The organism is Rhodothermales bacterium (assembly GCA_034439735.1).
In the GTDB taxonomy this organism is placed as follows: Bacteria; Bacteroidota; Rhodothermia; order Rhodothermales; family JAHQVL01; genus JAWKNW01.
The window spans coordinates 1-25,982 of record JAWXAX010000293.1; the positions used below are offsets into that span (position 1 = coordinate 1).

Genomic DNA, 25,982 nt, shown 5'->3' on the forward strand with positions numbered 1-25,982 from the left:
CCCGCGCACCCATCCGTGCGGCAGCGACACCCTGCACGAACTGCCAGATGCTGCGCTCCACCCGGCGCTCCGGCGACGGCTCCGGTTGACGAGCGACCCGCTCCCAGTCGCCAAACCGGGCCAGCGTCAGCAGCGGCAACGAGCGCAGGTATGGTCGCCGAGGATTCTCGGGGTCCGCCAGGGAATCTAGCGCGGCGTAGTGGGCCAGCCGGCGGGCGGCGTCGCGCGCATCGGCGCCGCGCCCTTCGAAGACAAGTGACGACCATAACAGCTCGCCGTAGTGCCACGCTCCCCCGCCCATCCCTGCCATCTCGCAACTCGGCACAGACCCTCCGTCGGAATCGAGGGCGCCGTTCAGGGCCAGCGAGGCGTCGTGGTACCGGCCCACGCGCAGGTATATGCGGGCCGGCAGAAAGCGCAGGTGACGGACCGGAGATGGATGAGAGGCGAGTCGCCGGGCTACATCGAGCGCCACGTCCGGCATCTGGGCCTCCATGATATGGATATACAGGTGTTGAGCCCCCGGATGATCGGGATGCCGCTCGAGCACGGATTCTAGCAAGCGCAGGGTTTCCACCGTCGTGGGGCGCGGCAATCCTTCAGCATCCCAGGCGTTCCAGCCGGCCTCGCGGAGCAACGCTTCCGCATACAACACCGTCACCGTTGCATCGAGCGGCCATTGTACGTGCAGCAGCCGAAGAGCCGCGCTTTCGGACGCGGTCACGGAGTCGCTTGCGGGTACAGCCCTGGAGACGGCAATCAGCGCCCGATCTCGGGGGGTGGCCGCCGTCGCGTGCTGTGTCGCCAGCGCCAATAGGCGGCGCCGTTCGTGGGACATCGCGACCGTAGGAGTCGCAGGTCTGGCGGCATACGCCAGGCCCCAGTAACAGAGCGCGCAGGAGGAGTCCAGCCGGATCGCTTTACGCAGGAGTCTGTTCGCCTCATCCCACTCGTGGCCGTATGCGTGGGTCATCCCCCGATCAAAAAGCCGTTGGACGCGCGGTGTGGACGAATCGACGGGCCAGGTAAACACAGCCGCCACAGCCGGATCGGGATCCGGAACCAGGTAGGGCTCGGGCATAGACACTCGCCGGCAGCCGGTCTGCATCAGGCCGGCGCCTACCAGGACTATGAACCACAGAAAGCGAGGCATACGGATGATCCTTCCCGAAACAGTGATCGATTTATTTCTCCACGTCAATCCCCATGCCGGATCTCCCTCGCAAAAAAGGGGTGCCCGGATCGTTCCGAACACCCCTCGGGTCAGCATAAACCTGGTACCGCCACTCTGATTTCTACCAGAAGCGGCCGCGGACGGCGTCGTCGCTATCGTCCGGCAACACTTTTTCGGCGGCGTTCGTTTCCACGATCCGAACGCCGCTTTTCCAGACCGGCTTCATCTTCGCCATCGGATTGCCGATATCGCCCATCACGAAGAGTTCCGCTTCCGAGCTGCGCTCCCGGCCAAAGGTCTGCATGCCCACTTCCTCAAAGCTATCGACGGGTTCAGCGTTGAGTGGCGTCTTATTGCCGATCTTGATGGTCATTTCGCCTCGTGCGCCTTTTTCGGTGACGATGTCTTGCGCCTCGATCGAACCGTACACGCGGGCGGATTCCTTGAGGACGAGCGTTTCGTGCACCTCGATGTTGCCGTGGATCTCGCCGGCGACGATGAGGTTCGTCGCCACGATCCGGCCACTCACCTTGCCCGTCTTCGATATGATGGCGCGACCATCAACCTCAAGGTCGGATTCGACGTCGCCGTCGATCCGGACGTCGTGGCACAGTTTCAGGTTGCCGCCCACAAACCTGGCGCTCGTTCCCAGGAGGGAAACCATCTCTATGTTGGGCTCGGGGGTTGTCTTTTTCCACATCATGGTTTCGGTCTTTCAGAAAGTGAGTTTGTGAGCCGGGCGGCGTTTAGTTGGCCACCGTCTCGAGAAGATTGGCGCCGATCACAGAGACGGCCGTGTTAGCGTTGCCGATGTCGAGGCCGACGGCTGTCGATCCATCGCCATTGGAGAGATGCTTGGACCGCAGGCAGTAGCCCTGGCTCGCGAGTGTCACCGGGTTGTCGACGACCTGCATGTCCAGGATATCGGCGAATTCCTTCCGGAAACAATCCACCAGATCCTCATACATCGCTCCGCCGCCGGCGAACATCAACTTGTTTGTCTTGGCAAAATCGTTGTCCGTCCACTTATTGCGGATAAGCGGCGAGATGACATTCTGGTAGTAGCGTTTGAGTGCGCGTTTACGGGTTTCCCGTATATCGACCCGCTGACGATTGAGCGTGATCGTTCCGTCCTGGAAGGCAAGGTCGAACTGGTGCTCCGTACGCATGCCCAGGTAATACGCTTCGCTCAACTCCTGCATGGCCAGTTCGACGGCGTAGCGGATACCCGGGGCGCTGACCATCGTACGCTGCACGACGCCTTCCTCATTGCTGAGGCAGGCCTCGAACGTACCGTACCCGAGGCTAATCATAAAGAAATTGCCCCGCTGCCGCATCTCGCCGAGGCGGACGCCCATGATGTGCCCGATGATTTCCGGCACGACATCGACGGCCGCGATTTCGATATTCATCATCTCCCGCTCGCCGCCGCCGTAGGTGCACGTGTCGTAGTTCACCTTCTGCGCGTTGCCGATGAACTCGGCGACGTGCTGGCGATTGACGTGGAAAGTAGATTGCGGGAAGCCTAGCGTGAGCGTGATCGGCGAAGCCCCCATCGTGGCGGCCAGGAGCAGCCCGCTCTTGAGGAGCAACCGGTAGTCGAGATCGAGTGGAGAGCTATTGATCAGCCGCTGGGGCGCCACGCCTTCTGTCATGGCGAGGTGACCGATGATGTACCCCGATCCATTTTCGTAAATCTTGAGCCCGCGCAGGAGATCGTGCGATACGCTCCGCAACTCGCTGTTGTGGCTCTCGACGACGCTCGGGAACATGACCGTTCTCATGTAAGTGACCTTCCCTGAATGTGGATTTGACTTGGATAGGGAAGCGGATTTCAAAGAATATGCCACAGGAAACCCCGGCCGCGCCGGCGGCTCGCCAGCCCCCTGTCTCTTGCCCCTCACACTCCTCCCCGTGCTCCCCAGAACTATGCTCCTTGCCCAGAAACTGCCGTCTTTTCTGCCTTTCGAAGCCTAAATCGAAGGCGTGTGATTCGCCGGCGGGCCCCGGTAAACCTCTCCAACGCGAGCGAATGACCGGACGGAATTTTCCTCTATCAGGCGGAAGGTTTCGCTGTTGTCTCCCGTAGCGCGATGCGGAGGAAGTCCCCGATTTCATCATGCTGCAGGCGTGCGTCATCGTATCCGATCTCGATGAGTTGGTCGACGTAACCGCGCTCAAAGAGGACCATGCTCATCCAGTCTGCGCTCTTCGTCTGCTCCGAGCCCAGACCGCGGGTCAAGAGGCGAAACGCACCGCTGAAATGGGGGTGGTGATGGCCGGCTAACCTTCCGATGTCCACAGACGGCCGCAGGAGGAGCATGTGGATCGGGCGAAGGCCTCGACGGTGTTTGCGCGGGACATGGGTGATGAGCTCGTTGATCCGCCGGAGCATCAGGGCGTCCTGATCAAGTACGTCCAGGAAGATGGCGTTCATGAGGATCCCGATCACCTGCGCCACAGGAGGATACCCCACGACGGACGGCTGATCCGCCTCGACACGGGACCGGTCGTACCGGGTGGAGATGACCATCAGATGGTCCGCCCCCATATTGACCGCCGGCGACAGCGGCATGGTCATCCGAACGCCCCCGTCGCCGTACCAGGCGCCATTGATGTAGACCGCCGGGAAAATGACCGGCAGCGCCGCCGAAGCCATGATATGATCCACTTCCATCCTCGTCGATATGGCGATCCGGTTCGGGCGTACCCAGCGATCGACGGAGCTGCCGTGGACAAACGTGGTCGTCTGCCCCGTCATATAGTTGGTGGCCGTAACGGCAAGGGCATGGAGCCGGCCAGCGGCGATGTTGGCGCTTACGCCGTCGAGCAGCCCGTTGCGCGCGTTGAGCTTATCCATCATGTAGTCGCGCAGCGGGGAAGGATCGAGCAGCCCCCGCCGGCCGGACATGTTGAAGTCGCCGGCACCGGCTACGGAATCGGCATCTACGGAATTCATCATGCGCCGGATGAAACTGACGGTCGACTCAGGCCGGATCACCCGCTCGTGCACGAGATCCCGCCAGCAGTCTAGCAGCCCGGCGGCGGCCTCCCGAAAGGTCCCGGTGTGGTTGGCGAGATATCCGGTGTTGATCGCGCCCGCGGAGATGCCGGTCATGATCTGAAACTGGGTTTCGGGAAACGCTTCGGCAATGTACTTTAACACGCCGGCCTGGTACGCGCCGCGAGCTCCCCCACCGCTCAGCACGAGCGCCAGTTTTTTCGGCGGTGCGGGGGGAACGAAAAACGTCCGGATTTTTTGATACGTTGAGTCGAGCACGCGATCTTCGGGTTCGTCTGCGGTCGGGTTGTCCGTTGCCACGCCTTTCCGTCGTCGCAAAATAACCCCCGATCGAAGATAACCCCAATTCGTTTTCAAGTTCGACGAAAACCTGACGATCGCGCCGGCATGCCCGTATCCCCACGCTCCTTACTCGCTCACGCGCTGGAACGCCTCGACGGTGTCGGGCGCATCAGCGCCGGCCGGTTGCTGCGCTATTTCGAGAGCTACGAGGCCCTGACTTCGTTCCCACGTGAGCAAGTGCTGACCCGTCTGAAGAGCGCCCCGAACGGAGGCCGACTGGTCGATCGTCTGTTCGATCGGGCAGAGATGGAGCCGATCCTGGCCAACTCGGCAGCCGAACTCGGCGCTCTGACGGCAACGGGCATCACGCCGCTGGCGGCTGGAGATCCCGGGTGGCCGGCCGGCATCGCTCTGCTTCCCGCGGCCGAGCAGCCCAATCTGCTGTATGTCTACGGCGCGACAGGCGTGTTGCGCCGACCGCTTGTCGCGTTTTTCGGCAAGGCCACGCTGCGTACGGAGGCGTTCGAATATGCACAGGGATTGGCTGTGTTTCTGGCCAGCCGGGGGATCCACCCCGTGATCGGGGCCGCGCACGGATTCGATGTCGTTCTCGCGAAACTGAGCGCCAGCCCCGAATCGCCGGCCGCCGCCCTGATGACCTGCGCCTGCGGCCTTGCCCAGATCGCTCCGCCGGTTCGGCCAACCGTCAGCGCCACCGTGCGCGCCGGCGGAGCGCTGATGTCCAGCTTTGCCCTGCATCATCCCCATTACCCGCACCAGGATGACGACCAGGCGCTACTGATGGCGGCGACGGCTTCCGCCGGCGTCTTTCTGGACCCCGCACCGGGCGAGCCGGCGTGGAAGGCCCTCGAGTGGATGCTGGCGACGCACCAGCCGGTCTTCGCGACGACAGACGGCAACCATGCCCTCCCTAAAGCCGTGCACCTATTGGCTTCCGACATGGATCAAGAATGGGTAGCCGCGTCGTTGACACTCACGTGACTACGCCCGCGTACATCCTGTTCATCTTCGTCGACGGCATCGGCCTGGGGCCGGCGAATGCGTCGACCAATCCGTTTGCCGCACGTACATACCACGGCATGGAGGCCCTTGCCGGCGGACAGCCGCTTACGATGGAGGCCGGCAGCATCAGCGAATTGAACCACGTATTCCACGGTATCGATGCCACGCTGGGGATGGACGGCCTACCCCAGAGCGGCACCGGCCAGGCTACCCTGTTCACGGGTCGAAACGCCGCGCAACTCGCCGGCCAGCATTATGGGCCGTATCCGCCCATCGCCACCCACGCGAGCATCGCCGAAGCCAACCTCTTCCGACAATTGTCGACGCAGCGTGCACTCCCAATCGACCGACTCGCCTTCGCCAATGCCTATCCGCCGCCGTTTTTTTCATATGCGGAATCGCGAAACCGGTGGACCGTCACGACGCGTTGTTGCCGGGACGCCGGCGTCCGGATCCGGACAATGGACGACCTCAGGGCCGGCGAGGCTCTATCCGCCGAATTGACTAACCGCAGTCTGGTCGAAAAATTGGGCATCGACTGCCCAATCGTTTCCGAAGAGGAGGCCGCCCGGCGGCTGGTGGATCTGGCCCAACGTCACGTGTTTACCCTTTTCGAGTATTATCTGACCGATAAGGCCGGCCATGCGCAGGACACCGCGCGCGCGGAGGACGTAGTGCGTTCGCTCGACCGCTTCGTTGGCACATTGCTTGAGACGGTGGATCTAACACGGACGCTCCTCATCCTCACGTCGGATCACGGCAACCTGGAAGACCTCGGCACCCGTGGCCATACCCGCAACCCGGTACCCTTTGTGGCGCTCGGGGCCGGTGCCTCGGCCATGGCCTCGGTGAGATCGTTGATGGATGTCGTGCCCGCGCTGCTGGCGATCCCGACGAAAGCCGTCGGGGCTGCGCATGCGCCGGCCGGCGCTTCGAGTTGAAACGTGGCCACAAAACGTGGCCTTGAAACATGCCCTTTCAGGGTTCGTTTTCACCCTCGTGATCCGTGCCATCACCCTCTCATTCCGGGATCCCACATGAACGCCGCGCCTTCCGTTGGCCCTGCCGCACGCCCCCCTCGCAGCCGGGCTTTAACGCAAGGGCTGTGCCTGCCCGTGCGCCTCGTTGTGTGGCTCAGTATGTCACTCAGTCTGTCACTCATCGTTGGCACGCCGAGCCTCTTCGCGCAGGACGAATCGGATCGCGAAGGCCGCATCCGGGCCGAACAATTGCTCGTGCGCGGGATGACGCGGGCGTACCTCGGCGAACACACCGAGGCCCTCCAGCTGTACCAGCAAGCCCTCCCCCTTGCCAGAGGCGACGCGGCCATCCATGCGGCTATAGCGGCTTCCTATGAGGCGACGAGCCAATATGCCTCCGCGATCACCTTTGCCGAGCAGGCCATCACGCTCGCTCCAGAGCAACACGCCTATTATACCCAACTCGCCAATCTCTTTTTGCTCGCCGGCAACCGGGAGGGCGCCCGAAGCACCCTTGAACGTCTGCTGGTGGTAGACCCGGCCAATCTGGACGCCCTGTTTGAATTGGCCTATGTGCAACACATCGACGGTGATTTCTCCGGCGCGATTGCAACGTACAGACTTATTGAAACCCATACAGGGCCGGCGCTGGACATAAAATTCCGCCAACTCCAGCTGTATCAGAAGATGGGCGACCATAGCGGGGCGGAGGCCACGTTGCGGGAGATGATCACGCTCGAGCCTGAAAATGTGACGCTGTATCAACGGCTGAGCGAAGCGTATCTGAGTAACGAGCAGCCCGCCGAAGCGCGTCACATGCTGGAAACGGCGCTGGAGTTTGAGCCGGCGAACGTGGACCTGATCGTTGCGCTGGCTACCGAGTACCGCAAGGAGGGCCAGGGCGAACGCGCCGATTCGCTCATGCAGCGTACCTTGTCGGACGACAGCAGCACCGCCGAGCAACGACTGTTGCAGGCGCGTTATCTGTATAATGAATCCCGGCGAGACTCCGCCTTTGTACAGCCGGCGCGTGCGCTCCTGGAGCGCATCACTCGGCTCGACACGCCAACCGAAGAAGCCTGGCTGATGCTGGGCGAAATACAGATTGCCTCGGGCGCTTTACGCGCCGGCGGCGAGTCGATTTACCAGGCGTTGACGCTCAACCCGCGTTCGCAGGGCCAATGGTCTCGCTCCGCCTGGGCGTTTCTTGAGGGTGGGATGGCCGAGCGTTCGGCCGAAGTGGCTGAAGAAGCGCTAATGCTTTTCCCAGGAGACATCGAACTGCTCAGAATTTCCGGTCTGGCGCTCCTGGAATTAGACCGCAACGAAGAAGCGGTCGACCGCCTTGCCGAGGCCATCGAGTTGACACGTCGCGATGCCGTCGAGGCCCCCATGGCAAGCGACCTCTATGCCGCGCTCGGTATGCTTTATGGGCGTCTGGGCCATATCGAAAGCGCCGATGCGCACTACGAACAGGCGATCGAGGTCAACCCGAACAATGTCATGGCGCTAAACAATTACGCCTACAGCCTCGCGGTTCGCGGCGATCAATTAAAGAAAGCGCAACGGTATGCGGAACACGCCGTGGCAACTTCTCCCGGCAGCCCATCGTTTGTGGACACCCTGGCCTGGGTGTATTTCGCCTCGGGCGACTACGAAGGCGCGCGCGCATTGCTTGAACAGGCGCTGAGGCTTCGTGGCGCCGGCCCTGCCGTCCACGAGCACTATGGCGATGTGCTGCACAAGCTCGGCCGGCACCCAGAAGCCCGGTCCGCCTGGGAAAAGGCGCTCCAGATGGACCCGGCCAACACGTCGCTCGAATCCAAACTGAGCCAATAACTGCTTGTTGATGCCGTCTGCGACTCCCCTGCCCATTTTCCTCCTTCTGGCGCTCGTCGCTGGCCTGGCCCTCGCCGGATGCAGCGGTCCCCGCTCGGCGGCGATCGAGCCAGCGGCGAGCGGGTTCCCCTACCACTCGCTCGACCAGATCCAGACCGCCCTCGCCGACGCCCTGCCGGCCACCATCCACTCCTACCGCGCCGAAACCGCCCTCTCCGTCCGTTCCCCGGCTCAGAGCGGCTCGTTTTCGGCCAACATCGTCCACCGAGAAAACGATAGCCTGCTCATCTCCGTGAGCCCCGGCTTCGGCATCGTGGCGGTGCGCGCGCTGATCACGCCGGACAGTGTGTTTGTGCACGACCGTATCAATCGCGAGCTGACCTATGGATCGATCCTCGAAGTGGGCCAGTTTCTGCCCCTTCCCACGGATCCGGCCGGCCTCTACCAGGCCATGCTCGGGCTCCTCGCACCCGAGTTGACCATCGCGTGGGTGCTATCCAACGCCGGAGGCCTATACATCCTGAAGACGCCCGACGGACGGCGCTCGTATACGATCGACCCCGCCGCATGGCGCGTTGTCCGTTATGAAGAACGCAACGGAGAAGGAGGCCTGCTCGAGGAGAGAACATTTTCAGAGTTCGAGCGCTACACAGACGGGTATCTTCCCCGCCGGCTCACCTTCCGCCGGCCCGAGGACGATACGGCTGCCTCTCTATATTACCGCAAATTGACACTGAATCCACCGGACTTGCGCTTCGATTTCAGCGTCACCGGCAGCGTACGCCGCATACCCATGCACTAACTCCTCGTCTCCGTGCGAACGACCGTACCGTTATCGATCGTGATTTTCGCCCTTTTTGTGGTGATCGGCGCCGGCGCCGCTTCGGCGCAGTCTCGGCAGGACACCGAAAAACGTCTCCGCGCCCTGCAGGATCAGATGACGCTGGACGTCATCCGTCTCTCCGAAACCGAAGAGCTTGAAAAAGCCTCGCTGCAGACGCTCAACGACATCGAGCGCCAGATCGCGGTGCGCACCGAGCTGATCGCCACGAACGAGTTACTACTGAGCCAGATCGAACAATCGCGCGATTCCATCGCGGCCTCGATGCGCGTACTCGAGAAGGAGCTGGATTATCATCGAAAGATTTACCAGGAGCGCGCGGTGCACGCTTACAAGTACGGCCGGCTACACGATGTCGCCCTCATCCTCGCCGCCCGATCCATCAACCAGATGTTGATCCGCGTGCGTTACCTTTCGCGCTTCGCGGACGACCGTAAGAGCCGGTTCTCTGAAATAAAAAAAGCCAGCGATGCCATCGAAGCGCGTCGGAATGAGATCGCCGAGAACGAAAAAAAGGCGCAGGAGCTGATCGTGCAGTACCGCACCGAGGCGGAGAATATGAAATCCCTCCGCGCCAAGCGAAACGAAGTAATCTCGGAACTACGCAGCCAGCGCTCGAGCATCCAGAAGGACCTCGAACAGAAGCAGCGGGAGGAGCAGCAGCTGCAATCGCTCGTCCGCAACATCATCACGACCGAGAGCAACCGCCGGGCCGCCGCTCCTCCGGTCGATGAGGCGACGGCCGCCGCCAATGCCGAGTTGTCGGGCGCGTTTTCGGCTAACAAGGGGAAAATTCCCTGGCCGGCCGAGGGGGTGGTCACCGAGCCCTTCGGCCAGATCGTCAACCCGCTTTATGGCACCGTCACCAACAATCCCGGCATCCTCGTCTCCACGACAGCGTCGGCTCAGGTCACGGCTGTATTCGACGGTGAAGTCTCCGAAATCTACCCGATGCCCGAATACGGTCGCATTATCACCATCAGCCACGGCGAATACACCAGTCTGTACGGCAACCTCTCGCTGCTGTATGTCGAAGCCGGCACCGTCGTGAAGGCCGGGCAACTGATCGGGCGCGCCGGCACGGAATCCGAACCCAAGGGCAACGCCGTCTTTTTCGCCATCTTCAGAAACGGCGCGGAGATCGACCCGCAGACCTGGCTCAGAAGGCGGTAGCACCGTCCTGTCCGGCCTCGTCGCGTTCTTCACACAACTTTTCGTCGGAATCGAGATCCTCGCTCCGCAAACGGGGTTCACGGTTGCGAATTACCCACGTTCCGACAGCAACACCTGATCAATCATGGCATCTTCTAGCTACGACGTAGTCGTTATCGGCACCGGCCCCGGCGGCTACGAAACTGCGATTCGCGCTACCCAGCTCGGGTTCAAAACGGCCGTCATCGAGAAAAACAAACTCGGCGGCGTATGCCTCAACATAGGCTGTATTCCGACAAAAGCGCTGCTCAAAAGCGCCGAGGTCATGGCCGATGCCCGGCATCTGGAGGATTTTGGATTGACATTAGAGGGCACCGTGAAGGTGGATTTCGCGAAGGTGATCGGCCGCAGCCGGGGCGCGGCGGACAAAATGAACAAGGGCGTCGCGTTCCTCATGAAGAAGAATAAGATCGACGTCATCATGGGCCAGGCGAAGCTGGCCGGCAAAGGCGCGATCGAGGTCACCCCGTCGGTCGACATGGACGGCACCAAGGTGGGCGAGCCGATGACGGTTCAGGCAAAGCACATCATCGTGGCGACAGGCGCGCGCTCCCGGGAGATCCCCCCGCTGCCGATGGACGGCAAAAAAATTATCGGCTCGAAAGAAGCCCTGCTGCAAACGACCCAGCCGAAGCGGCTCCTGATCGCTGGCGCCGGCGCCATCGGCGTTGAGTTCGCCTACTTCTACCACCAGATGGGCACGGCGGTAACGCTCGTCGAGGTGCTCGATCGTGTCGTGCCGGTTGAGGACGAAGAGGTATCCAGGGAGCTAGCACGCGCTTTCAAGAAGATGGGGATCACTATCATGACCTCCACGCAGGTGCAGTCCGTCGACACCAAAGGCAAGGAGCTGACGGTGACGGTGAAAACGGCGAAAGGGACCGAGACCCTCACGACGGATCAGGTACTTTCGGCGGTTGGCGTCGTGGGAAACATTGAAAACCTGGGCCTGGAGGCGGCCGGCGTCAAAACAGAGCGGGGCGCGATCGTGATCGATGCGTATGGGAAGACCAACGTCGACGGCATCTACGCCATCGGCGACGTGGCCGGCCCGCCCTGGCTCGCCCACAAGGCCAGTCACGAAGGCATCCTGTGTATCGAGAAGATCGCCGGGCTGGATGTGCGGCCGATGGATAAGAAAAACATCCCGGGGTGCACCTACTGCCAGCCCCAGATCGCGTCCGTAGGGTACACAGAAGCCCAGGCAAAAGAGGCCGGCCACGAGGTCAAGGTGGGAAAATTCCCATTTGCGGCATCCGGCAAGGCCTCGGCCATCGGGCACACTGAAGGCTTCGTCAAGGTGATCTATGATGCTAAATACGGTGAATTGCTCGGATGCCACATTATCGGTTATGGCGCCACGGAGCTCATCGCCGAGGTCGTAACCGCGCGCACGCTCGAGACTACCTCTCATGAGATCATGGAGGCTATCCATCCCCATCCCACCCTCTCGGAGGCTATCATGGAAGCCACCCGGGCCGCTTACGGGCACTCGATCAATATCTGAGTTCGTCCCTTCTCTTCTTCTTTCCCAGGCTCGCAGGTCCCCTGCGAGCCTTTTTTTGTTGTTTTTTATGAGAATTTCCATCGCAGGAAGCGCTCCCTTTTTTCAGGAAGCGCTTCTTTTATCATTTTAATGTGACGCATTATTCCATTATATCTTACTATTTGTTAGTCTTTTTGCCGTTATGCCTAATTCTATTAATTAGCTATTGGAGGTTACCTACCATGCGTTCGTTCCTGCTTGTAGTTCTTGTAGTGCTAGGCGTTAGCGCGTTACCCGTGCAAGCGCAGGATGCCGTTCCCGTGGCTGATACACTGGCCGCCGAAACGGTGGCGGTCGATGTCCCCACCGCCGTGACGTCCGACGATAGCGCCGCCGCGGCGCTTGCCGCCGCCGAGTCCGTGCAGACGAATCTCAACTTTGTATGGACGATTCTCGCGGCGGTGCTGGTATTCTTCATGCAGGCCGGCTTCGCCCTGCTCGAAACCGGATTCACCCGTTCGAAGAACGCCGTGAACATCATCATGAAGAACTTCATGGACTGCGCCGCGGGTAGTCTTGTGTTTTTCGCGGTCGGGTTCGGCATCATGTTCGGGACGTCGGTCGGCGGCTGGTTTGGCAGCGACGGGTTCTTCCTGAGCGGACTGGGCGATGACCCATGGAATTACGCCTTCTTCCTGTTCCAGGTCGTTTTCGCCGCCACGGCGGCGACCATTGTATCCGGCGCTGTCGCGGAACGGACGAAGTTTACCGGCTACCTGCTCTTCTCGATCATCATCACGGCCATCATTTATCCCGTGTTTGGCTCGTGGGCCTGGGGCAGCCTGTTCCGGGGTGAAGGTTGGCTCGAGGGCCTCGGGTTCATCGACTTCGCCGGCTCGACGGTCGTGCACTCCGTCGGCGGCTGGGCGGCGCTCGCCGGCGCCCTGGTCGTGGGCCCCCGCGTGGGCAAATATGGGCCCGACGGCAAGCCGCGTCACATACCGGGACATAGCCTGCCGTGGGCGGCGCTGGGCGTCTTTATCCTGTGGTTTGGCTGGTTCGGGTTTAACGCCGGCTCCACCACCACCGGCAACTCGGACATCGCGCTGATCGCCCTGAACACGTTCCTCGCGGCGGCCTCTGGCGCGACGGCGGCCATGCTGCTTACCTGGGCAACCAACGCCAAACCGGATGTCCCGATGACGCTTAACGGCGTACTCGCGGGGCTTGTGGGGATTACGGCCGGGTGCGCGAATCTCACCCCTGGATTCGCCATCATCACTGGCGCCATGGCCGGCATCCTGGTCGTTTATGCCACCAAAGCACTTGATCGGTTCGTCGACGACCCGGTAGGCGCGGTGGCGGTACACGGCGTTTGCGGCGCATGGGGCACGCTTGCGGCCGGCCTGTTCAACACCGGCGACATGTTCAACCTGGGCATCGTGGGGGTCCAGTTGATCGGCATCGGATCGGCCTTCGTGTGGACCTTCGGCGTGAGCTACGCCATGTTCTTCGCACTCGACAAGACGGTCGGACTGCGTGTCGACGGTGACATGGAGTCGGAGGGGCTCGACTATCACGAGCACAATAGCTCGGCCTATCCGGAGTTCAAGCCGACGGACGAACTCGCTGCCGCTGAAGTCTAGTTTTCTGTGACGAAACGAGGGTCTGGCAGATCGCTGTGCATGGTCTATTACGTACTTCCCCACGGGAGCCGTATAGAAAGCGCCTGCTAGACCCTCATTCTTTGGGTCGGGTTCGGTACGACGGGACGGCCAGCCCTCATGCCATCTCCCCCAGTTCGGTCCAACGCTCCAGGTCTTTTTCCAACTGCAAATCCAGTTTCCCGGTCTCTTCGTAAAGGGCCTGTACTTTACCGAAGTCGCTGCTAGATCGATCCAGGTCCCTGGCAATTGCCTCTTTTCTCTTCTCCGCCGCGGCGATGCGGGCCTCGATCTGCTCGAACTCCTGCCGTTCCTTGTAGGAAAGCTTGCGCGCTTTGGGCTCGGCGACGGAAGAAGGCGCCACGGGGGGCGCCGGCCTCCGCGCTTCGGCTTCGGCCGCTCTGGTCTCCTGCGTTTGTCGTTCGAGGAAGGCCGAGTAGTTACCCGGGTAGGCCTTTACCTTCCCATCGCCCTCGAAGCTGAAGATGTGGTCGATCGTCCGGTCGAGGAAATAGCGGTCGTGTGATACGACGATGAGGCAGCCGTCGAACACGTCGAGGTAGTCTTCGAGGGCGACGAGGGTGGGAATGTCGAAGTCGTTCGTGGGCTCGTCAAGCAAGAGCACGTTCGGGGCGCTCATCAGGAGCCGGAGCAGGTACAACCGCCGGCGCTCGCCGCCGCTAAGGCTGCCAACCATGGCGTACTGCGTGGCCGGCGCGAATAAGAACCGCTCCATCATCTGGCCGGCGGTGATTACATCCCCTTCGGCGGTCTTGACCACTTCCGCCACTTCTTTGATGTACTCGATGGCGCGGAGGTCATCCTTTAACGCGCGGCTTTCCTGGTCGTAGTAGCCAAGTACAACCGTTTGCCCCCGATCTACCACCCCGCTATCGGGGGTAACGAGACCGGCGATCATATCCAGGAGTGTCGTCTTCCCCGTGCCGTTGGGTCCGATGATGCCGATCCGATCACCTCGCTCGAAGGTGTGGCTAAAGTTGTCTAGCAGCACCAGCCCCTCATACGATTTCGAGACGCCGACGAGGTCGAACACCTTATTACCCAGGCGCGAGGACGCGGCGGAGAGCTTCAACTCCTTCTCGCCGGCCTCGCGAGGCGCCTCAAGCAGCGCCGTGGCGCGGTCCACGCGGGCCTTCTGCTTGGTGGTCCGGGCCTTGGCGCCTCGTCGCAGCCACGCCAACTCCTGCTTCATGAGCTGGCTGCGTTTCTGATCCTCGGTGGCGCGTTGCATTTCCCGCTCGGCCTTTTTCTCGAGGAAATACGAGTAATTGCCCTGGAAGCGATGCGTCCGTCCGCGTTCCAGCTCGAGCATATTATTGGTGACCCGGTCGAGGAAATACCGGTCGTGGGTGACGAGTAGGAGCGCCGCGTTCATCCGGGCCAGATAGGATTCCAGCCAGGCGATCGTTTCGGCGTCCAGGTGGTTCGTCGGCTCGTCGAGGATGAGGAGATCGGGGCGGAGGATGAGCGCGCGCGCCATGGCCACGCGTTTGCGCTGACCGCCGGAGAGGTTGCCGACAAGGGCCGTGGTGTCCGTGATTCCCAGCCGGCCCAGGATGGCTTCCGCATGGGCTTCCAGCTCCCACCCGCCGGCTACCTCCAACTCGTGCGCGAGGTCCGTAACCCGCTCGATGAGCGCCGCGTCGCTGCCGTCGCTTTTGTTGAGGAGGGCGACGGCCTCCTCGTAGTCGTGCAGCCGGCGCATGGTCGGGTCGCCCTTGTCGAACACGGCGTCAACCACCGTCATCGCGTCGTCGAACACGGGCTGTTGGGGCAGATAGGCGACTCGAGCGTCGTTCGATCGCCATACGCGGCCGTCGTCCGCCGGCTCGATGCCGGCGACGATGCGCAGCAGCGTCGTCTTCCCCGAACCATTCGGCCCGATGATGCCCATCTTCTCTCCGGGCTCGATACTAAAGGTGACGCCTTCGAGGAGGGGCTTGGTGTCGTAGCGTTTGATGACGCCTTCTAGCGTTAGGATGCTCAAAATGGTTTCAGGCTTGTCCTGAGGAAAGCGGGCGATAGCCAGCATGACCAAAGGATCTACCTGTCTATATGTATAAAGTTAAAGGAAAAAAGCTCTTGAGCCGAGAGAACTCACAAGAGTCGCTATTCCTTCCCACGTCATCCCCAATCAAGTTGGGGATGACGGGACTGAAGTCAGAGCACCGGTGCCCCATCTTCACCGTCGCTCTGGATCAGCGAGAACTTCCCGTCGCGGTTTTCGGCCATGAGGACCATGCCCTGGCTTTCGAAGCCGCGCAGCTTGCGTGGGGCGAGGTTAGCGACGATGACGACCCGTTTCCCGATCATCTCATCCGGCTTCATCTGCTCGGCGATGCCGGAGAGGATCTGGCGGGTCTCGAAGCCGAGGTCGATTTCGAGGCGGAGGAGTTTATCGGCCTTCGGGATGCGCTCGGCAACCCGGACGGTACCCATGCGGAGGTCGAGCTTCGCGAAGTCGTCGTACACAATTTCCGATTTCAACGGGGCGTACGGGAGGGCCGGCGCCTCGGGTGTTTCCGCCGGCGCGGGGTCGCCGGCATGGAGTTTTGCGAGCTGGGTCTCGATGGCGCTGTCCTCGATCTTGGTAAACAAAATGACCGGCGTGCCAAGCGCGTGCCCGGGCTCTAGCAGCGGCTGGCCGGCGTCGTTCCAGCCGAGGCCGCGACGGTTGCCCTCGGGCAGGCTCGATCGGATGCCACTCAGATGCAGCATCTCGCGGATCTTCGCCGCGCTGAACGGAAGCACGGGCTCCATCAATACCGACAACGCCGCGCAGATCTGGAGCGACACATGGATCGTGTTACCGCAGGCCTGCATGTTGGTTTTCCGGGTGTGCCAGGGCTCGGTATCATTAAAATACTTGTTGCCCAGGCGCGCGAGGTTCATCGTCTCGAACACCGCTTCGCGGTTGCGATAGGCCTCGTACGAGGCGCCGATGCGGGCAGGGAAGCCGGCGAGTGCCGTCAGGACCTCGTGGTCCGTCGCGCTCGGGTTTTCGAGCGGCGGCACGCGTCCGCCGAAATACCGTTCGGCGAAGGTCATCGTGCGGTTGACGAAGTTGCCGAGGATGTCCGCCAGCTCCGAGTTAGCCCGGGCCTGAAAATCCCCCCAACTAAAGTCAGCATCCTTCGTTTCGGGGAGCGTCGTGGCGAGGGCGTACCGCAGCAAGTCCGGCTCGAATACCTCAAGGTATTCATGAAGCCAGACGGCCCAATTGCGGCTGGTGGAAAGCTTTTTCCCCTCCAGGTTGAGAAACTCGTTCGCCGGCACATTTTCGGGCAGGACAAAGTCGCCATGCGCCATCAGCATTGCCGGAAACATCAGGCAATGGAAAACGATGTTGTCCTTGCCGATGAAGTGGACGAGTTTGGATGCTGCGTCCTGCCAGTAGGCCTTCCACCGCTCGGGATCGCCCTGCTGCGCGGCCCATTCGCGGGTGGACGAGATATAGCCGATCGGGGCATCGAACCAGACGTAGATCACCTTGCCAGTGGCGTCGACGCCGGCGGCGCGGGCGGAGTCCTCTGGCACCGGCACGCCCCAGGGCACGTCGCGCGTGATGGCGCGGTCTTTCAGTCCGTCGTTGAACCAGCTCTTGACCTGCCCGAGGACGTTCGGCTTCCACTCCGGATGCGTGGCGATCCATTTTTCGAGCATCGGCTGCATATCGCCAAGCGGCAGATACCAGTGCGTCGTTTCGCGGAGTTCGGGCGTGGCGTCGGAGAGGGTGCTGCGGGGGTTGAGGAGTTCGAGCGGGCTGAGGGCCGTGCCGCATTTCTCACACTGGTCGCCGTAGGCGTCGTCGTACCCGCAGCTCGGGCAGGTGCCGCGGACGAACCGGTCGGCGAGGAACATGCCGGCCTTCGGGTCGAACAGCTGCTTTTCGGTGCGGAGTTTAAAGATGCCCTTTTCGGCGAGCCGGCGGAAGAAGTCCTGGCTCGTTTCCCGGTGGATGTCCGCCGTGGTGCGGCTGTAGTGGTCGAAGCTCATCCCGAAGGCCTGGAAGCCGTCGCGGATCATGGGATGATACAGATCGACGATGTCCTGCGGGGAGATGCCCTGGGACTGCGCGCGGATCATGATCGCCACGCCGAGTTCGTCCGACCCCCCGACAAACACGATGTCTCGCCCCATGAGGCGCTGGTAGCGGACGTACAGGTCGGCCGGCAAGTAGGCGCCGGCGAGGTGGCCGATGCGGATCGGCCCGTTGGCGTACGGCAGGGCCGCGGTGACGAGGATGCGTTTAAAGTCGGGCATGTGTAATACTCCCCCACGAAGTTCTATCTGATCAGGCCGCTTTTAACCCGGCAGGCGGGGAAGGATCCTCCCGGACGCGGCTGGACAAATACAGAGGGACTAAAACCGCTTCTGTTCGAATTTTCAGACAACCGTCACAAACCCCGACGGGATTAACGAGTACCTTGACTTCCTCTCACCCAATACCAGGCATGGACTCACCCGCTAAAGACACCCGCCGCGCCACGGTCGAGCGAAATACCGCCGAAACCCGGATTACCCTCGCGCTCTCCCTGGATGGAGAAGGCGGCGGTAAACGTGCCACCGGCGTCGGGTTTCTGGACCACATGCTCGATCTTTTCGCCCGCCACGGGCAGTTCGACCTGGACGTTTCCTGCGGTGGCGACCTGCATGTCGACGACCACCACTCGGTCGAGGATGTGGGCATCGCGCTGGGGATGGCGTTTTTCCAGGCCGTCGGCGACAAGGCGTTTATCAACCGCTACGGCCACGCGTACGTCCCGATGGACGAGGCCCTCGCCCGCGCGGCGGTGGACCTCTCCGGCCGGTTTTATCTCCATTTCGACGCCGTGTTTTCCCGCGAACGGGTCGGCGACCTCTCTACCGATCTCGTCCGCCATTTCTGGTACAGCTTCGCCGAACAGGCGCGGATGAACCTGCATATCGACCTCCTCCATGGCGAAAACGACCACCACCGGATCGAGGCTATTTTTAAAGCCGTGGCCCGCGCGCTCCGCATCGCCGTCCGCAGGGAGGAGGGTAATACACGAATGCCTTCTACGAAAGGGGTCTTGTAAGGTGGGTTTAATGTTCGCGGTTTAATGTTTAATGAGGTCATCAGGTAATCTCATGAAGGTATTGGAAAACGCTGCGATCGCCGTGGTTGGCGCCGGCAACATCGGCCGCGCGCTGATCGGCGGGTTGCTGAAAGGGCACGACCTGAAGGCCGACCAGATTCGCGCCTCACGGCGGACGCAGGAGTCGCTCGATGAACTGGCGCATCAGTTTCCGGGCATCCGGACAAGTATCGCCAACACGGACGCCGTCGCTGGCGCGGACATCGTCATCCTGGCGATCAAGCCGCAGATGGCCTCCGGCGTCATCAACGAAATCAAAGGAAGCCTTCAGAACCATACGCTGATCGTATCGGTACTGGCCGGCGTGACCACGGCCACGCTGCAGGAGCGCTTCGGCCGCAACCTGCCTGTCGTCCGCACCATGCCCAACACGCCGGCGCTGGTCGACGAAGGCGCGACGGCCATCTGCGCCGGCGCCTTCGCCACGCCCGAGGATACCCTGAAGGCACGGGCCATTTTCGAAGCCGTGGGCCGTGTGGAAGTCGTGCCGGAGTACCTGATGGACGCCGTAACCGGCCTCTCGGGCAGCGGGCCGGCGTATATCTATATGGTGATCGAGGCGCTGACGGACGCCGGCGTGAAACAGGGCCTCCCCCGCCCGATCGCGGCCCGCCTGTCGGCTCAAACGGTGTTCGGCGCCGCCAAGCTGGTCATCGAAACCGGAAAACACCCCGCCATCCTCCGCGATGAAGTAACCACTCCGGGCGGGACGACGATTTCGGCCATCGCTGAACTCGAAAGCCACGGACTCCGGACCATGCTGATCAATGCCGTAGCCACCGCCACCGCGCGGTCGAAGGAGTTGAGCCAGATAAATGACTTTTAGGTTGCAGGTTGGCAGGTGACAGGTTTCTTATACGCGAAGCATGCAAAAACCCGTTAGGACTTTCCATCCAGCCACCCCACAACTTGCCAACCTGCAACCTGCAAACCTGCCAACCATCCATGCTCTGCATCATCGACTACGGGATCGGCAACCTGCGCTCTATGGAGAAGGCCTGCGAAGCGGTCGGGGCCGAGGTGGTTCGTTCGGACGATCCGGCTGTGATCGAGGCGGCTTCGCATGTGATCCTTCCGGGCGTCGGGGCGTTCGGGGCGTGCGCGGATGAGATTCGCCGGCGCGGTCTCGAGGAGCCGATTCACCGCGCCATAGCTTCCGGGAAGCCATTCCTGGGCGTCTGTGTTGGCATGCAGTTGCTGTTCGGGGAAAGCGAGGAGATGGGCCGGCACCGCGGTCTGGGGATGCTGCCTGGCTCGGTCATCCGATTCCTGCCCACATATGCCGGCATGGCCCTCGCCTTGGACGATCCCGCCCCCGAAATCGGGCTCGCGGAAGAGCCGACTTCGCTAAAAATCCCCCACATGGGCTGGAATAGCCTGGTTATTCACCGGGATACCCCCCTCCTCGCCGGCCTGCCTGAATCCCCCTATTTCTATTTCGTCCACTCGTTCCACGCGGAGGCCGATCTGGCTACCGACGTGGTGGCTTCTACACGTTACGGACGCCTTTTCCCCGCGGTCGTGGGTAGGAACAACGTCTATGGGGTCCAGTTTCACCCCGAGAAAAGCCACGATAATGGGCTTCGTATCCTGAAAAATTTCGCTTCGATGCGCTCATGACCCTGCCACCCATGCTCGTCATTCCAGCCATCGATTTACGCGCCGGGCGCTGCGTGCGCCTGTACCAGGGCGAATACGAGCGGGAGACGATCTACTTCGAGGACCCGGTCAAGATGGCCAAGTTGTGGCGCGTCCAGAACGCCAAGGTGCTTCACGTCGTCGATCTCGACGCGGCCAAAGGCGAGGAGAGCGGGCCGGACAACCGAAGCGTCATCCACGCCATCTGCGAGAATCTGGATATCCCCGTCCAGCTCGGTGGCGGCATTCGCTCGCTGGAGGATGTCGAGGCGGCGCTATCGATGGGCGTGTCGCGGGTCATTATCGGAACGGCCGCCGTCAAACGACCCGAACTCGTCTCCGAGGCCATCACGCACTTCAAAGCGCATCGCGTCGTCGTGGGGATCGATGCCCGCGACGGCGAGGTTCGGGTGGATGGATGGACAAAGGGCAGTGGCATCAAGGCGATCGATCTGGCGTTGGAGATGGAAAAGCGCGGGTGTTGCCGGATCGTTTATACCGATATCAGCCGCGACGGCACCCTCGCCGGCCCGAACCTGGACGCGTACCGCGAACTTGGCAGCCGGCTCACCCGGTGTAAAATCACCGCGTCGGGCGGAGTTAGCGACTACAAAGACCTTGTCGCCCTCGCCGGGATGGCCGAATACCGTATCGACTCTGTGATCGTCGGACGCGCGTTATACGAAAACAAATTTCCCTGCCAGAACATCTGGTGCTGGCACAAGAAGGATGAAGTGAACCTGGACCGATACAGTACCGCTACGCTACGGGCCTGCTAACACCGTCCGCACGTTCAACGACACCCTCTTTAACGTCATGGTCGCCAGACGCATCATCCCCTGCCTCGACGTCAACGAAGGGCGCGTGGTTAAGGGCGTTCAGTTTCTCGAATTGATCGACGCCGGCGACCCCGTGGAACAGGCGCGCTTTTATAACGATTCCGGCGCCGACGAGCTCGTCTTCCTCGACATCACGGCCACCCACGAGGGCCGCGGCATTATGCACGATGTGGTCCGCCGCACGGCCGACGAGGTGTTTATCCCCCTCACCGTCGGCGGCGGGCTCCGCACGATGGACGATATCCGGGCCATGCTCAACGCCGGCGCGGACAAGGTCTCCCTTAACTCCGCCGCACTGAATAACCCGGCGATCATCACTGAAGGCGCCACGGCGTTCGGCTCCCAGTGCATCGTCGTCGCCATCGACGCGAAACGTGTATCCGACGACCCGCTCCGCTGGGAAATCTTCACCCACGGCGGCCGGAAACCGACGGGCATCGACGCGCTCGCCTGGGCGAAGGAAGCCGAGGAACGCGGAGCCGGGGAATTACTCGTCACGTCGATGGACAAAGACGGCACACGCGATGGCTACGATCTGGCGTTGCTCCAGGCACTCCAACGCCTTGTGAACATCCCGGTCATTGCCTCGGGCGGCGCCGGCACGCTCGAACACCTGCGCGACGGCCTGCTCATCGGCGGCGCCGACGCCGTACTGGCCGCTTCTATATTCCACTTCCGCGAATTTTCTATCCGCGAGGCAAAGGCTTTTCTGCACGACGCCCACATCCCCATCCGCCTCGCCTGAAAAAAGGCTAACAACGGGCAATAGGCCCCGTACCCACCTCGTTCGTATAGAAAGGCAGCCCTCTCGCACTCGGCTGCCCTCAGCGTATCCCCTTTTCCGAGGCGCACTCATGACCCTTTCTCCACGGACGATCACCCCCATCCTGGGCGTAGCCGCCCTCGCGCTGTTCGCGCTCAACTTCCATCGTTACCTCGACTATCTCTGGCAAGAGCACCAGGCCCATCGCACGTTCTCTGATGCCCGCCACCTACACATCCATCTGTGGCATGGCGGACGCGGCGACCACCACCGCCAGCATCGTCTGTTTATTCGACCCGAGCCGGGCGAACGAGGGTTCTCGTTCGAAATACCTCCAGCAGGCGCCGCTCGCCCCGGCGAGCCCTTGCGCTTCGAGTTTGAAGTACGTCGGGAATCGCGAAACGGGCCATCCGAGACGGTGATCATCGAGCGGACTCCCCCTTCCGATCTCTAGAAACCTGCTTACCGCACCATGAAACCCGCCCGGTAGGGATCGGTGGGGTCGATGAGAAACTGATGCCGACCCGTGATGAAAGCGCGACCCGACACCTCGGGCACGACGGCATCGTACGGGCCGAAGCGACACGCTTCGATCGCCGCCCCGGTAAACTTACTGCCCAGTATACTCTCGATTTCGATCGGCGCTTGCAACGCCAGTTCCCCCCGTGCGTGCAAGATAGCGACGCGCCCGCTGACGCCGGTCCCGGTCGGACTCCGATCCACCTCCCCGTCCGCGAAAATGCAGACGTGCCGGCTGTGGTGGCGGGCCTCCTCGGCGGGCGCTGTGAAGATGACGCCGTATAAAAAACCCAGATCCTCGGCTATTGGATGGTGGATCGGTCGCTCGGCCATGATCGCCTGCTTGATCCGTCTGCCGGCATCGATGAGGCGCTGGACGTCGGCCGGCCGGCAGGTTAGGCCTACCGACGCGGCATCGACATACGCGTAAAATGCACCGCCAAATGCCAGATCATACGTCACGGTCCCGATGCCCCGTACATCGACCCTGGCATCGCGCTCGACGAGAAACGACGCGACATTGCGGAACGAGACCTGCTGTATTCGCTCGCCGTCGAACTCGATCCGGGCCTCGATGCGGCCGGCCGGAGTATCGATACGCAACGGTTCCGGAATCGGACCCCCGCCGAAGTATCCCGTCTCCGCCAGCACCGTGGCCAGGCCGATGATGCCGTGGCCGCACATGGTGCTGTAGCCCTCGTTGTGCATGAAAAGCACGCCGAGATGACCGTCTGGCGTGGCCGGGCAGGTGACGACGCATCCGTACATATCCGCGTGCCCCCGCGGCTCGAGCATAAGGGCCCGGCGGAGATGGTCGTAGTGCTCGGCGAGGTAACGCCGGCGTTCGAGCATCGTGGCGCCCCGCGGCTCGGGATAACCGCTGAGGACAACCCGAAAAGGCTCACCCGCCGTGTGGGCGTCGATCGTCTCGATGCGCCACCAGGTATCGGGAGGACGCCATGAGGTGAGGGCAGCCGTGGTTAGCAACGGCTCGGGATGCAGCATGGGTCGGTTAGCCAGCTTCCAGCGCGATAGCGGCGAGGTCGATCAACGCCCCGTGCGCGCCATGACCGTCGCCGGCCGATCGATGCTGCAGGGAGGACCGGGGGCCGGGGCTTGATTCCGAGACGGGATTCGGCGCGATCCGCACCCGCAACGCCTTGAGGCCGTGGACACCTTGAAGGTCCTCAAGCTGAACATATTCCACCTCGCCGACCAGGTACCCCGTGGCGAGGAGGTAACGCACATAACGCGCATAATCGACGGCCTCGCCATCCTGCGAATACACGATCGCCATATACCCGGGCTGAGTGAGGCGCTCACTGGTCCCAAAGATGCGCGCCTTGTCAATCCGCTTCTTGACGATCTCGTAGCGGATGTTGTACGCGCCGTCGACATCGAACTGCTTCTCGTCGATCCGGAAGCGGATCGAGAGTGGGAAGTCCTGAACGAGCACAAGATGGGCGATATCGAGCGGCGCCTTGAGTGTTGGCTTCAACGACGCCATCTCCCATTCCACACCGCACATCAGCATCAACTGCCACAAGCGCAGATTGCGAAGGTACAGCGGGTCATATCGACCGTTTTGGTGCAGACTGCCCCCGACGTAGAGGTTGTAGTCGACTCCATCCGTCTTGTACATCTCGAAGTAATGTGGATACATCGCCTGGGCGGCCTCTTCCTGGCGTTCGATATAGGCTCCGATGGTGTGGTTGATGCGGCTGACGCTATCCTCGTAGTCGCGCCGGCGCCGGTACAAAATGCCCAATTCCGCATCGAGCGCCTCGCGATAACCCTCGATCTGAACGCGTGAAGAAGGTACGATTCGCTCAAACTCCGCAAACAAAGGCTCTATCTCGCTCCGGAGGAAATGGAGGATCGTAACCTCTTCCCCCGAGCGCAACTCGTGTTCGACTTCCGCCAGGTACTGTCCGAGCCGGAAGCGGATCTCTTCCAGGACGGGCATCGGGCGATGCTGCTGGACCTCCAGAAGCACCTCATCCGCAAGCGTCAACTGTTCGGCAAGGTCCGACTGGATAGCCCGGTTACGCTCGGTAGACGAGCCTCGTATATCCGAGAGCCCATACAGCGGGTGGACGCCATGAAAAACGATCTCTTCGGCCCGCGCGGTCGCCCCCTCCCGACCGCTGTCGATGTAGTTCTTGGCGGCCTCCCGAAAGCGCCACTCCACCGTCGGGTGGATCGACGTGTATTGCTCTTTGATGACCGCCTGGATTCGATCTTCCCGTTCTTCCAGGCCACGATGGATGGCGACGCCGAATAACGCTGTGATCTCGCGCAACTGGGTGCTGGCGCCCATCGGGTCGAGGTGCGTATGGCTCCGGGTACCGAGTTCGAGGATGCCCACCAGACGATCCTGCGAAAAAAGTGGCGCCAGGACCAATGTGTGATACCCCTGATCGCGCAGGTACTCCTCAAACCCCGTGAGATGCGCCAACTCCTCGAGGCGATCGATTACGATCGGCTCCGTTCGGCCATCGGACGCTCTGGCGTAGAAGGACTGTTGCCAGGTGTCACAGGATGGCGGGACGCCGCGTTTAAGCAGCAGGCTCCGGCCCAATGGATGGATGCTGGTGATCCGGTCGAAGTCTCCCTGTTCGATCAGGATGAGACCGATTTCGATCCCTGGGCAGCGGAGGAGCGAACGAATACGCTGCTGCACGCGATCGATTTTCTCCGGGGTGGCGAGTGCGTCCTTCTGTAGGAGGTCGTGTTTTAATTCAGACAGCAACTGCCCCTCCGTCACTTCGACGGCGGAAAAGATGGCGAATCCGTGGAAAGCGAAGTGCGCCGGCGGCAGCGCCTCGAACCACCGGCCTAGATCAAACCGATGGGCCATCAGTCCGTCGATCGTCTCCCGAGACAATGCCGGGGCCTCTCCGACCACCTTAACAGAGCAAAATTGGGTGTCGAAGTCGAGCTTAAAATAACGGACCAGACCTGTCGCGTCGTCGATGACAGGCGCCATGAGCGGGAAGTCGATTTCGGTCGTGATGCCATAGATGGTGCGCATGATATACGCGTACGCCATCATGATCTTGGCCGTCATCATGCGCTCGAAATCCTCCTGAAACACCCGTTTCAGGTGCCGAAAGAGGTCCAACGATGCAAAGGCCGGCGTCATGTAGAAGCTCTGCAGACCAAACGGCACAATGGCCGCCGCATGCCAGCGGCCGTTGAGGCCGGGCGGGAAAACAGCCGACATCAGGACGTCGACGGTCTCCTGGTGATCAAGCAGGCGGTCGATATCGTCGATGGGCCCGAGCAGCGCGGGTATCTCAGTGGCCGCGTCCGACACCATGCGGGCGATTTGAGCCGCGATGCCCGATTGCTCCTCGGCCTGATGGCGCCAGAACGCCAGCAAGGGTTCGAAACTGAGAACGGTCTGGAAGGGAAAAACCCCGGGATGTTCTGACATACGGCGTGGGCGCTCAGTCGATCGGGACACGGTATCTCGAACGGCAGTCTACTGGAAAGGATTCGCTATAGGTTGTCGGCGCCGTGGTGCCGGTTACACGGCTTCAGATGCCCCTCCTCT

The 25,982-nt window shown here is 61.7% G+C and carries 21 protein-coding genes; 13 read left to right on the forward strand and 8 right to left on the reverse strand.

The window, feature by feature from the left end; translation table 11 throughout:
• From SH809_20320 to SH809_20335, 4 genes are all read right to left on the reverse strand, one after another.
• Positions 1-1,153, reverse strand: a 1,153-nt coding sequence (locus SH809_20320) for a hypothetical protein (protein MDZ4702067.1), incomplete at its 3' end; no start/stop codon positions are given.
• Positions 1,154-1,295: 142 nt separating this feature from the next.
• Entirely contained in the window at positions 1,296-1,838 is a 543-nt protein-coding gene (locus tag SH809_20325; protein ID MDZ4702068.1) for a polymer-forming cytoskeletal protein, read from the reverse strand.
• Between the two features lie 82 nt (positions 1,839-1,920).
• Complete coding sequence (locus SH809_20330; protein ID MDZ4702069.1) at positions 1,921-2,958, reverse strand: hypothetical protein; 1,038 nt, start codon at positions 2,956-2,958, stop codon at positions 1,921-1,923.
• A gap of 272 nt (positions 2,959-3,230) precedes the next feature.
• A complete protein-coding gene (locus SH809_20335; GenBank protein ID MDZ4702070.1) occupies positions 3,231-4,454 on the reverse strand; it encodes a patatin-like phospholipase family protein in 1,224 nt (407 codons plus the stop codon).
• Between the two features lie 129 nt (positions 4,455-4,583).
• Here SH809_20335 and SH809_20340 point away from each other — a divergent pair, with 129 nt between their 5' ends.
• The 7 genes from SH809_20340 (at position 4,584) to SH809_20370 (ending at position 13,505) form a co-directional block, all read left to right on the forward strand.
• A complete protein-coding gene (locus tag SH809_20340) occupies positions 4,584-5,480 on the forward strand; it encodes a DNA-processing protein DprA (GenBank protein ID MDZ4702071.1) in 897 nt (298 codons plus the stop codon).
• Positions 5,477-6,442: an alkaline phosphatase family protein gene (locus tag SH809_20345; protein MDZ4702072.1), complete on the forward strand. Its 966-nt coding sequence runs from the start codon at positions 5,477-5,479 to the stop codon at positions 6,440-6,442. The genes SH809_20340 and SH809_20345 overlap by 4 nt, the downstream gene beginning before the upstream one ends.
• Before the next feature lie 198 nt (positions 6,443-6,640).
• Positions 6,641-8,320, forward strand: a complete 1,680-nt coding sequence (locus SH809_20350) for a tetratricopeptide repeat protein (protein MDZ4702073.1) — start codon at positions 6,641-6,643, stop codon at positions 8,318-8,320.
• Positions 8,321-8,330: 10 nt separating this feature from the next.
• Positions 8,331-9,122 (forward strand): DUF4292 domain-containing protein, encoded by a 792-nt coding sequence (locus SH809_20355; GenBank protein ID MDZ4702074.1) that lies wholly within the window; start codon positions 8,331-8,333, stop codon positions 9,120-9,122.
• A 12-nt stretch (positions 9,123-9,134) separates the two neighbouring features.
• Positions 9,135-10,334: a peptidoglycan DD-metalloendopeptidase family protein gene (locus tag SH809_20360; GenBank protein ID MDZ4702075.1), complete on the forward strand. Its 1,200-nt coding sequence runs from the start codon at positions 9,135-9,137 to the stop codon at positions 10,332-10,334.
• Positions 10,335-10,458: 124 nt separating this feature from the next.
• Entirely contained in the window at positions 10,459-11,880 is a 1,422-nt protein-coding gene (lpdA, locus tag SH809_20365; GenBank protein ID MDZ4702076.1) for a dihydrolipoyl dehydrogenase, read from the forward strand.
• Positions 11,881-12,179: 299 nt separating this feature from the next.
• Positions 12,180-13,505, forward strand: coding sequence for an ammonium transporter (locus SH809_20370; GenBank protein MDZ4702077.1), 1,326 nt, complete (start codon positions 12,180-12,182; stop codon positions 13,503-13,505).
• Between the two features lie 136 nt (positions 13,506-13,641).
• Here the strand turns inward: SH809_20370 and SH809_20375 are convergent, their stop codons facing one another.
• A complete protein-coding gene (locus SH809_20375; GenBank protein ID MDZ4702078.1) occupies positions 13,642-15,576 on the reverse strand; it encodes an ABC-F family ATP-binding cassette domain-containing protein in 1,935 nt (644 codons plus the stop codon).
• Positions 15,577-15,704: 128 nt separating this feature from the next.
• Positions 15,705-17,807, reverse strand: a complete 2,103-nt coding sequence (gene metG, locus SH809_20380; GenBank protein MDZ4702079.1) for a methionine--tRNA ligase — start codon at positions 17,805-17,807, stop codon at positions 15,705-15,707.
• A gap of 191 nt (positions 17,808-17,998) precedes the next feature.
• Here metG and hisB point away from each other — a divergent pair, with 191 nt between their 5' ends.
• The 6 genes from hisB to SH809_20410 all read left to right on the forward strand — a co-directional run bounded on the left by hisB (position 17,999) and on the right by SH809_20410 (position 22,358).
• Positions 17,999-18,604, forward strand: a complete 606-nt coding sequence (gene hisB, locus SH809_20385; protein ID MDZ4702080.1) for an imidazoleglycerol-phosphate dehydratase HisB — start codon at positions 17,999-18,001, stop codon at positions 18,602-18,604.
• Between the two features lie 52 nt (positions 18,605-18,656).
• Positions 18,657-19,490 carry a pyrroline-5-carboxylate reductase gene (gene proC / locus SH809_20390; protein MDZ4702081.1) on the forward strand — a complete coding sequence of 278 codons (834 nt, stop codon included), beginning with the start codon at positions 18,657-18,659 and terminating at the stop codon, positions 19,488-19,490.
• Between the two features lie 119 nt (positions 19,491-19,609).
• Complete coding sequence (hisH, locus tag SH809_20395; GenBank protein MDZ4702082.1) at positions 19,610-20,284, forward strand: imidazole glycerol phosphate synthase subunit HisH; 675 nt, start codon at positions 19,610-19,612, stop codon at positions 20,282-20,284.
• An 11-nt stretch (positions 20,285-20,295) separates the two neighbouring features.
• Positions 20,296-21,081, forward strand: coding sequence for a 1-(5-phosphoribosyl)-5-[(5-phosphoribosylamino)methylideneamino]imidazole-4-carboxamide isomerase (gene hisA, locus SH809_20400; GenBank protein MDZ4702083.1), 786 nt, complete (start codon positions 20,296-20,298; stop codon positions 21,079-21,081).
• 37 nt (positions 21,082-21,118) lie between these two features.
• Positions 21,119-21,886, forward strand: coding sequence for an imidazole glycerol phosphate synthase subunit HisF (gene hisF, locus SH809_20405; GenBank protein ID MDZ4702084.1), 768 nt, complete (start codon positions 21,119-21,121; stop codon positions 21,884-21,886).
• Positions 21,887-21,995: 109 nt separating this feature from the next.
• Positions 21,996-22,358, forward strand: a complete 363-nt coding sequence (locus SH809_20410; GenBank protein ID MDZ4702085.1) for a hypothetical protein — start codon at positions 21,996-21,998, stop codon at positions 22,356-22,358.
• A gap of 8 nt (positions 22,359-22,366) precedes the next feature.
• Here SH809_20410 and SH809_20415 read toward each other — a convergent pair whose 3' ends face one another.
• Both SH809_20415 and SH809_20420 read right to left on the reverse strand, forming a co-directional pair.
• Entirely contained in the window at positions 22,367-23,428 is a 1,062-nt protein-coding gene (locus SH809_20415; protein MDZ4702086.1) for a proline racemase family protein, read from the reverse strand.
• Between the two features lie 7 nt (positions 23,429-23,435).
• Positions 23,436-25,862, reverse strand: a complete 2,427-nt coding sequence (locus SH809_20420; GenBank protein MDZ4702087.1) for a GAF domain-containing protein — start codon at positions 25,860-25,862, stop codon at positions 23,436-23,438.
• Positions 25,863-25,982 lie beyond the last annotated feature (120 nt).

Excerpts from the sequence above, each read along its gene's own strand:
- hisA (MDZ4702083.1), top strand. The coding sequence starts at position 20,296 with ATGCTCGTCATTCCAGCCATCGATTTACGCGCCGGGCGCTGCGTGCGC.
- SH809_20410 (MDZ4702085.1), top strand. The coding sequence starts at position 21,996 with ATGACCCTTTCTCCACGGACGATCACCCCCATCCTGGGCGTAGCCGCC.
- hisH (MDZ4702082.1), top strand. The coding sequence starts at position 19,610 with ATGCTCTGCATCATCGACTACGGGATCGGCAACCTGCGCTCTATGGAG.
- hisF (MDZ4702084.1), top strand. The coding sequence starts at position 21,119 with ATGGTCGCCAGACGCATCATCCCCTGCCTCGACGTCAACGAAGGGCGC.
- SH809_20415 (MDZ4702086.1), bottom strand. The coding sequence starts at position 23,428 with ATGCTGCATCCCGAGCCGTTGCTAACCACGGCTGCCCTCACCTCATGG.
- SH809_20355 (MDZ4702074.1), top strand. The coding sequence starts at position 8,331 with ATGCCGTCTGCGACTCCCCTGCCCATTTTCCTCCTTCTGGCGCTCGTC.
- SH809_20325 (MDZ4702068.1), bottom strand. The coding sequence starts at position 1,838 with ATGGTTTCCCTCCTGGGAACGAGCGCCAGGTTTGTGGGCGGCAACCTG.
- SH809_20375 (MDZ4702078.1), bottom strand. The coding sequence starts at position 15,576 with ATGCTGGCTATCGCCCGCTTTCCTCAGGACAAGCCTGAAACCATTTTG.
- proC (MDZ4702081.1), top strand. The coding sequence starts at position 18,657 with ATGAAGGTATTGGAAAACGCTGCGATCGCCGTGGTTGGCGCCGGCAAC.
- SH809_20420 (MDZ4702087.1), bottom strand. The coding sequence starts at position 25,862 with ATGTCAGAACATCCCGGGGTTTTTCCCTTCCAGACCGTTCTCAGTTTC.
- SH809_20350 (MDZ4702073.1), top strand. The coding sequence starts at position 6,641 with ATGTCACTCAGTCTGTCACTCATCGTTGGCACGCCGAGCCTCTTCGCG.
- lpdA (MDZ4702076.1), top strand. The coding sequence starts at position 10,459 with ATGGCATCTTCTAGCTACGACGTAGTCGTTATCGGCACCGGCCCCGGC.
- SH809_20330 (MDZ4702069.1), bottom strand. The coding sequence starts at position 2,958 with ATGAGAACGGTCATGTTCCCGAGCGTCGTCGAGAGCCACAACAGCGAG.
- metG (MDZ4702079.1), bottom strand. The coding sequence starts at position 17,807 with ATGCCCGACTTTAAACGCATCCTCGTCACCGCGGCCCTGCCGTACGCC.
- SH809_20340 (MDZ4702071.1), top strand. The coding sequence starts at position 4,584 with ATGCCCGTATCCCCACGCTCCTTACTCGCTCACGCGCTGGAACGCCTC.
- hisB (MDZ4702080.1), top strand. The coding sequence starts at position 17,999 with ATGGACTCACCCGCTAAAGACACCCGCCGCGCCACGGTCGAGCGAAAT.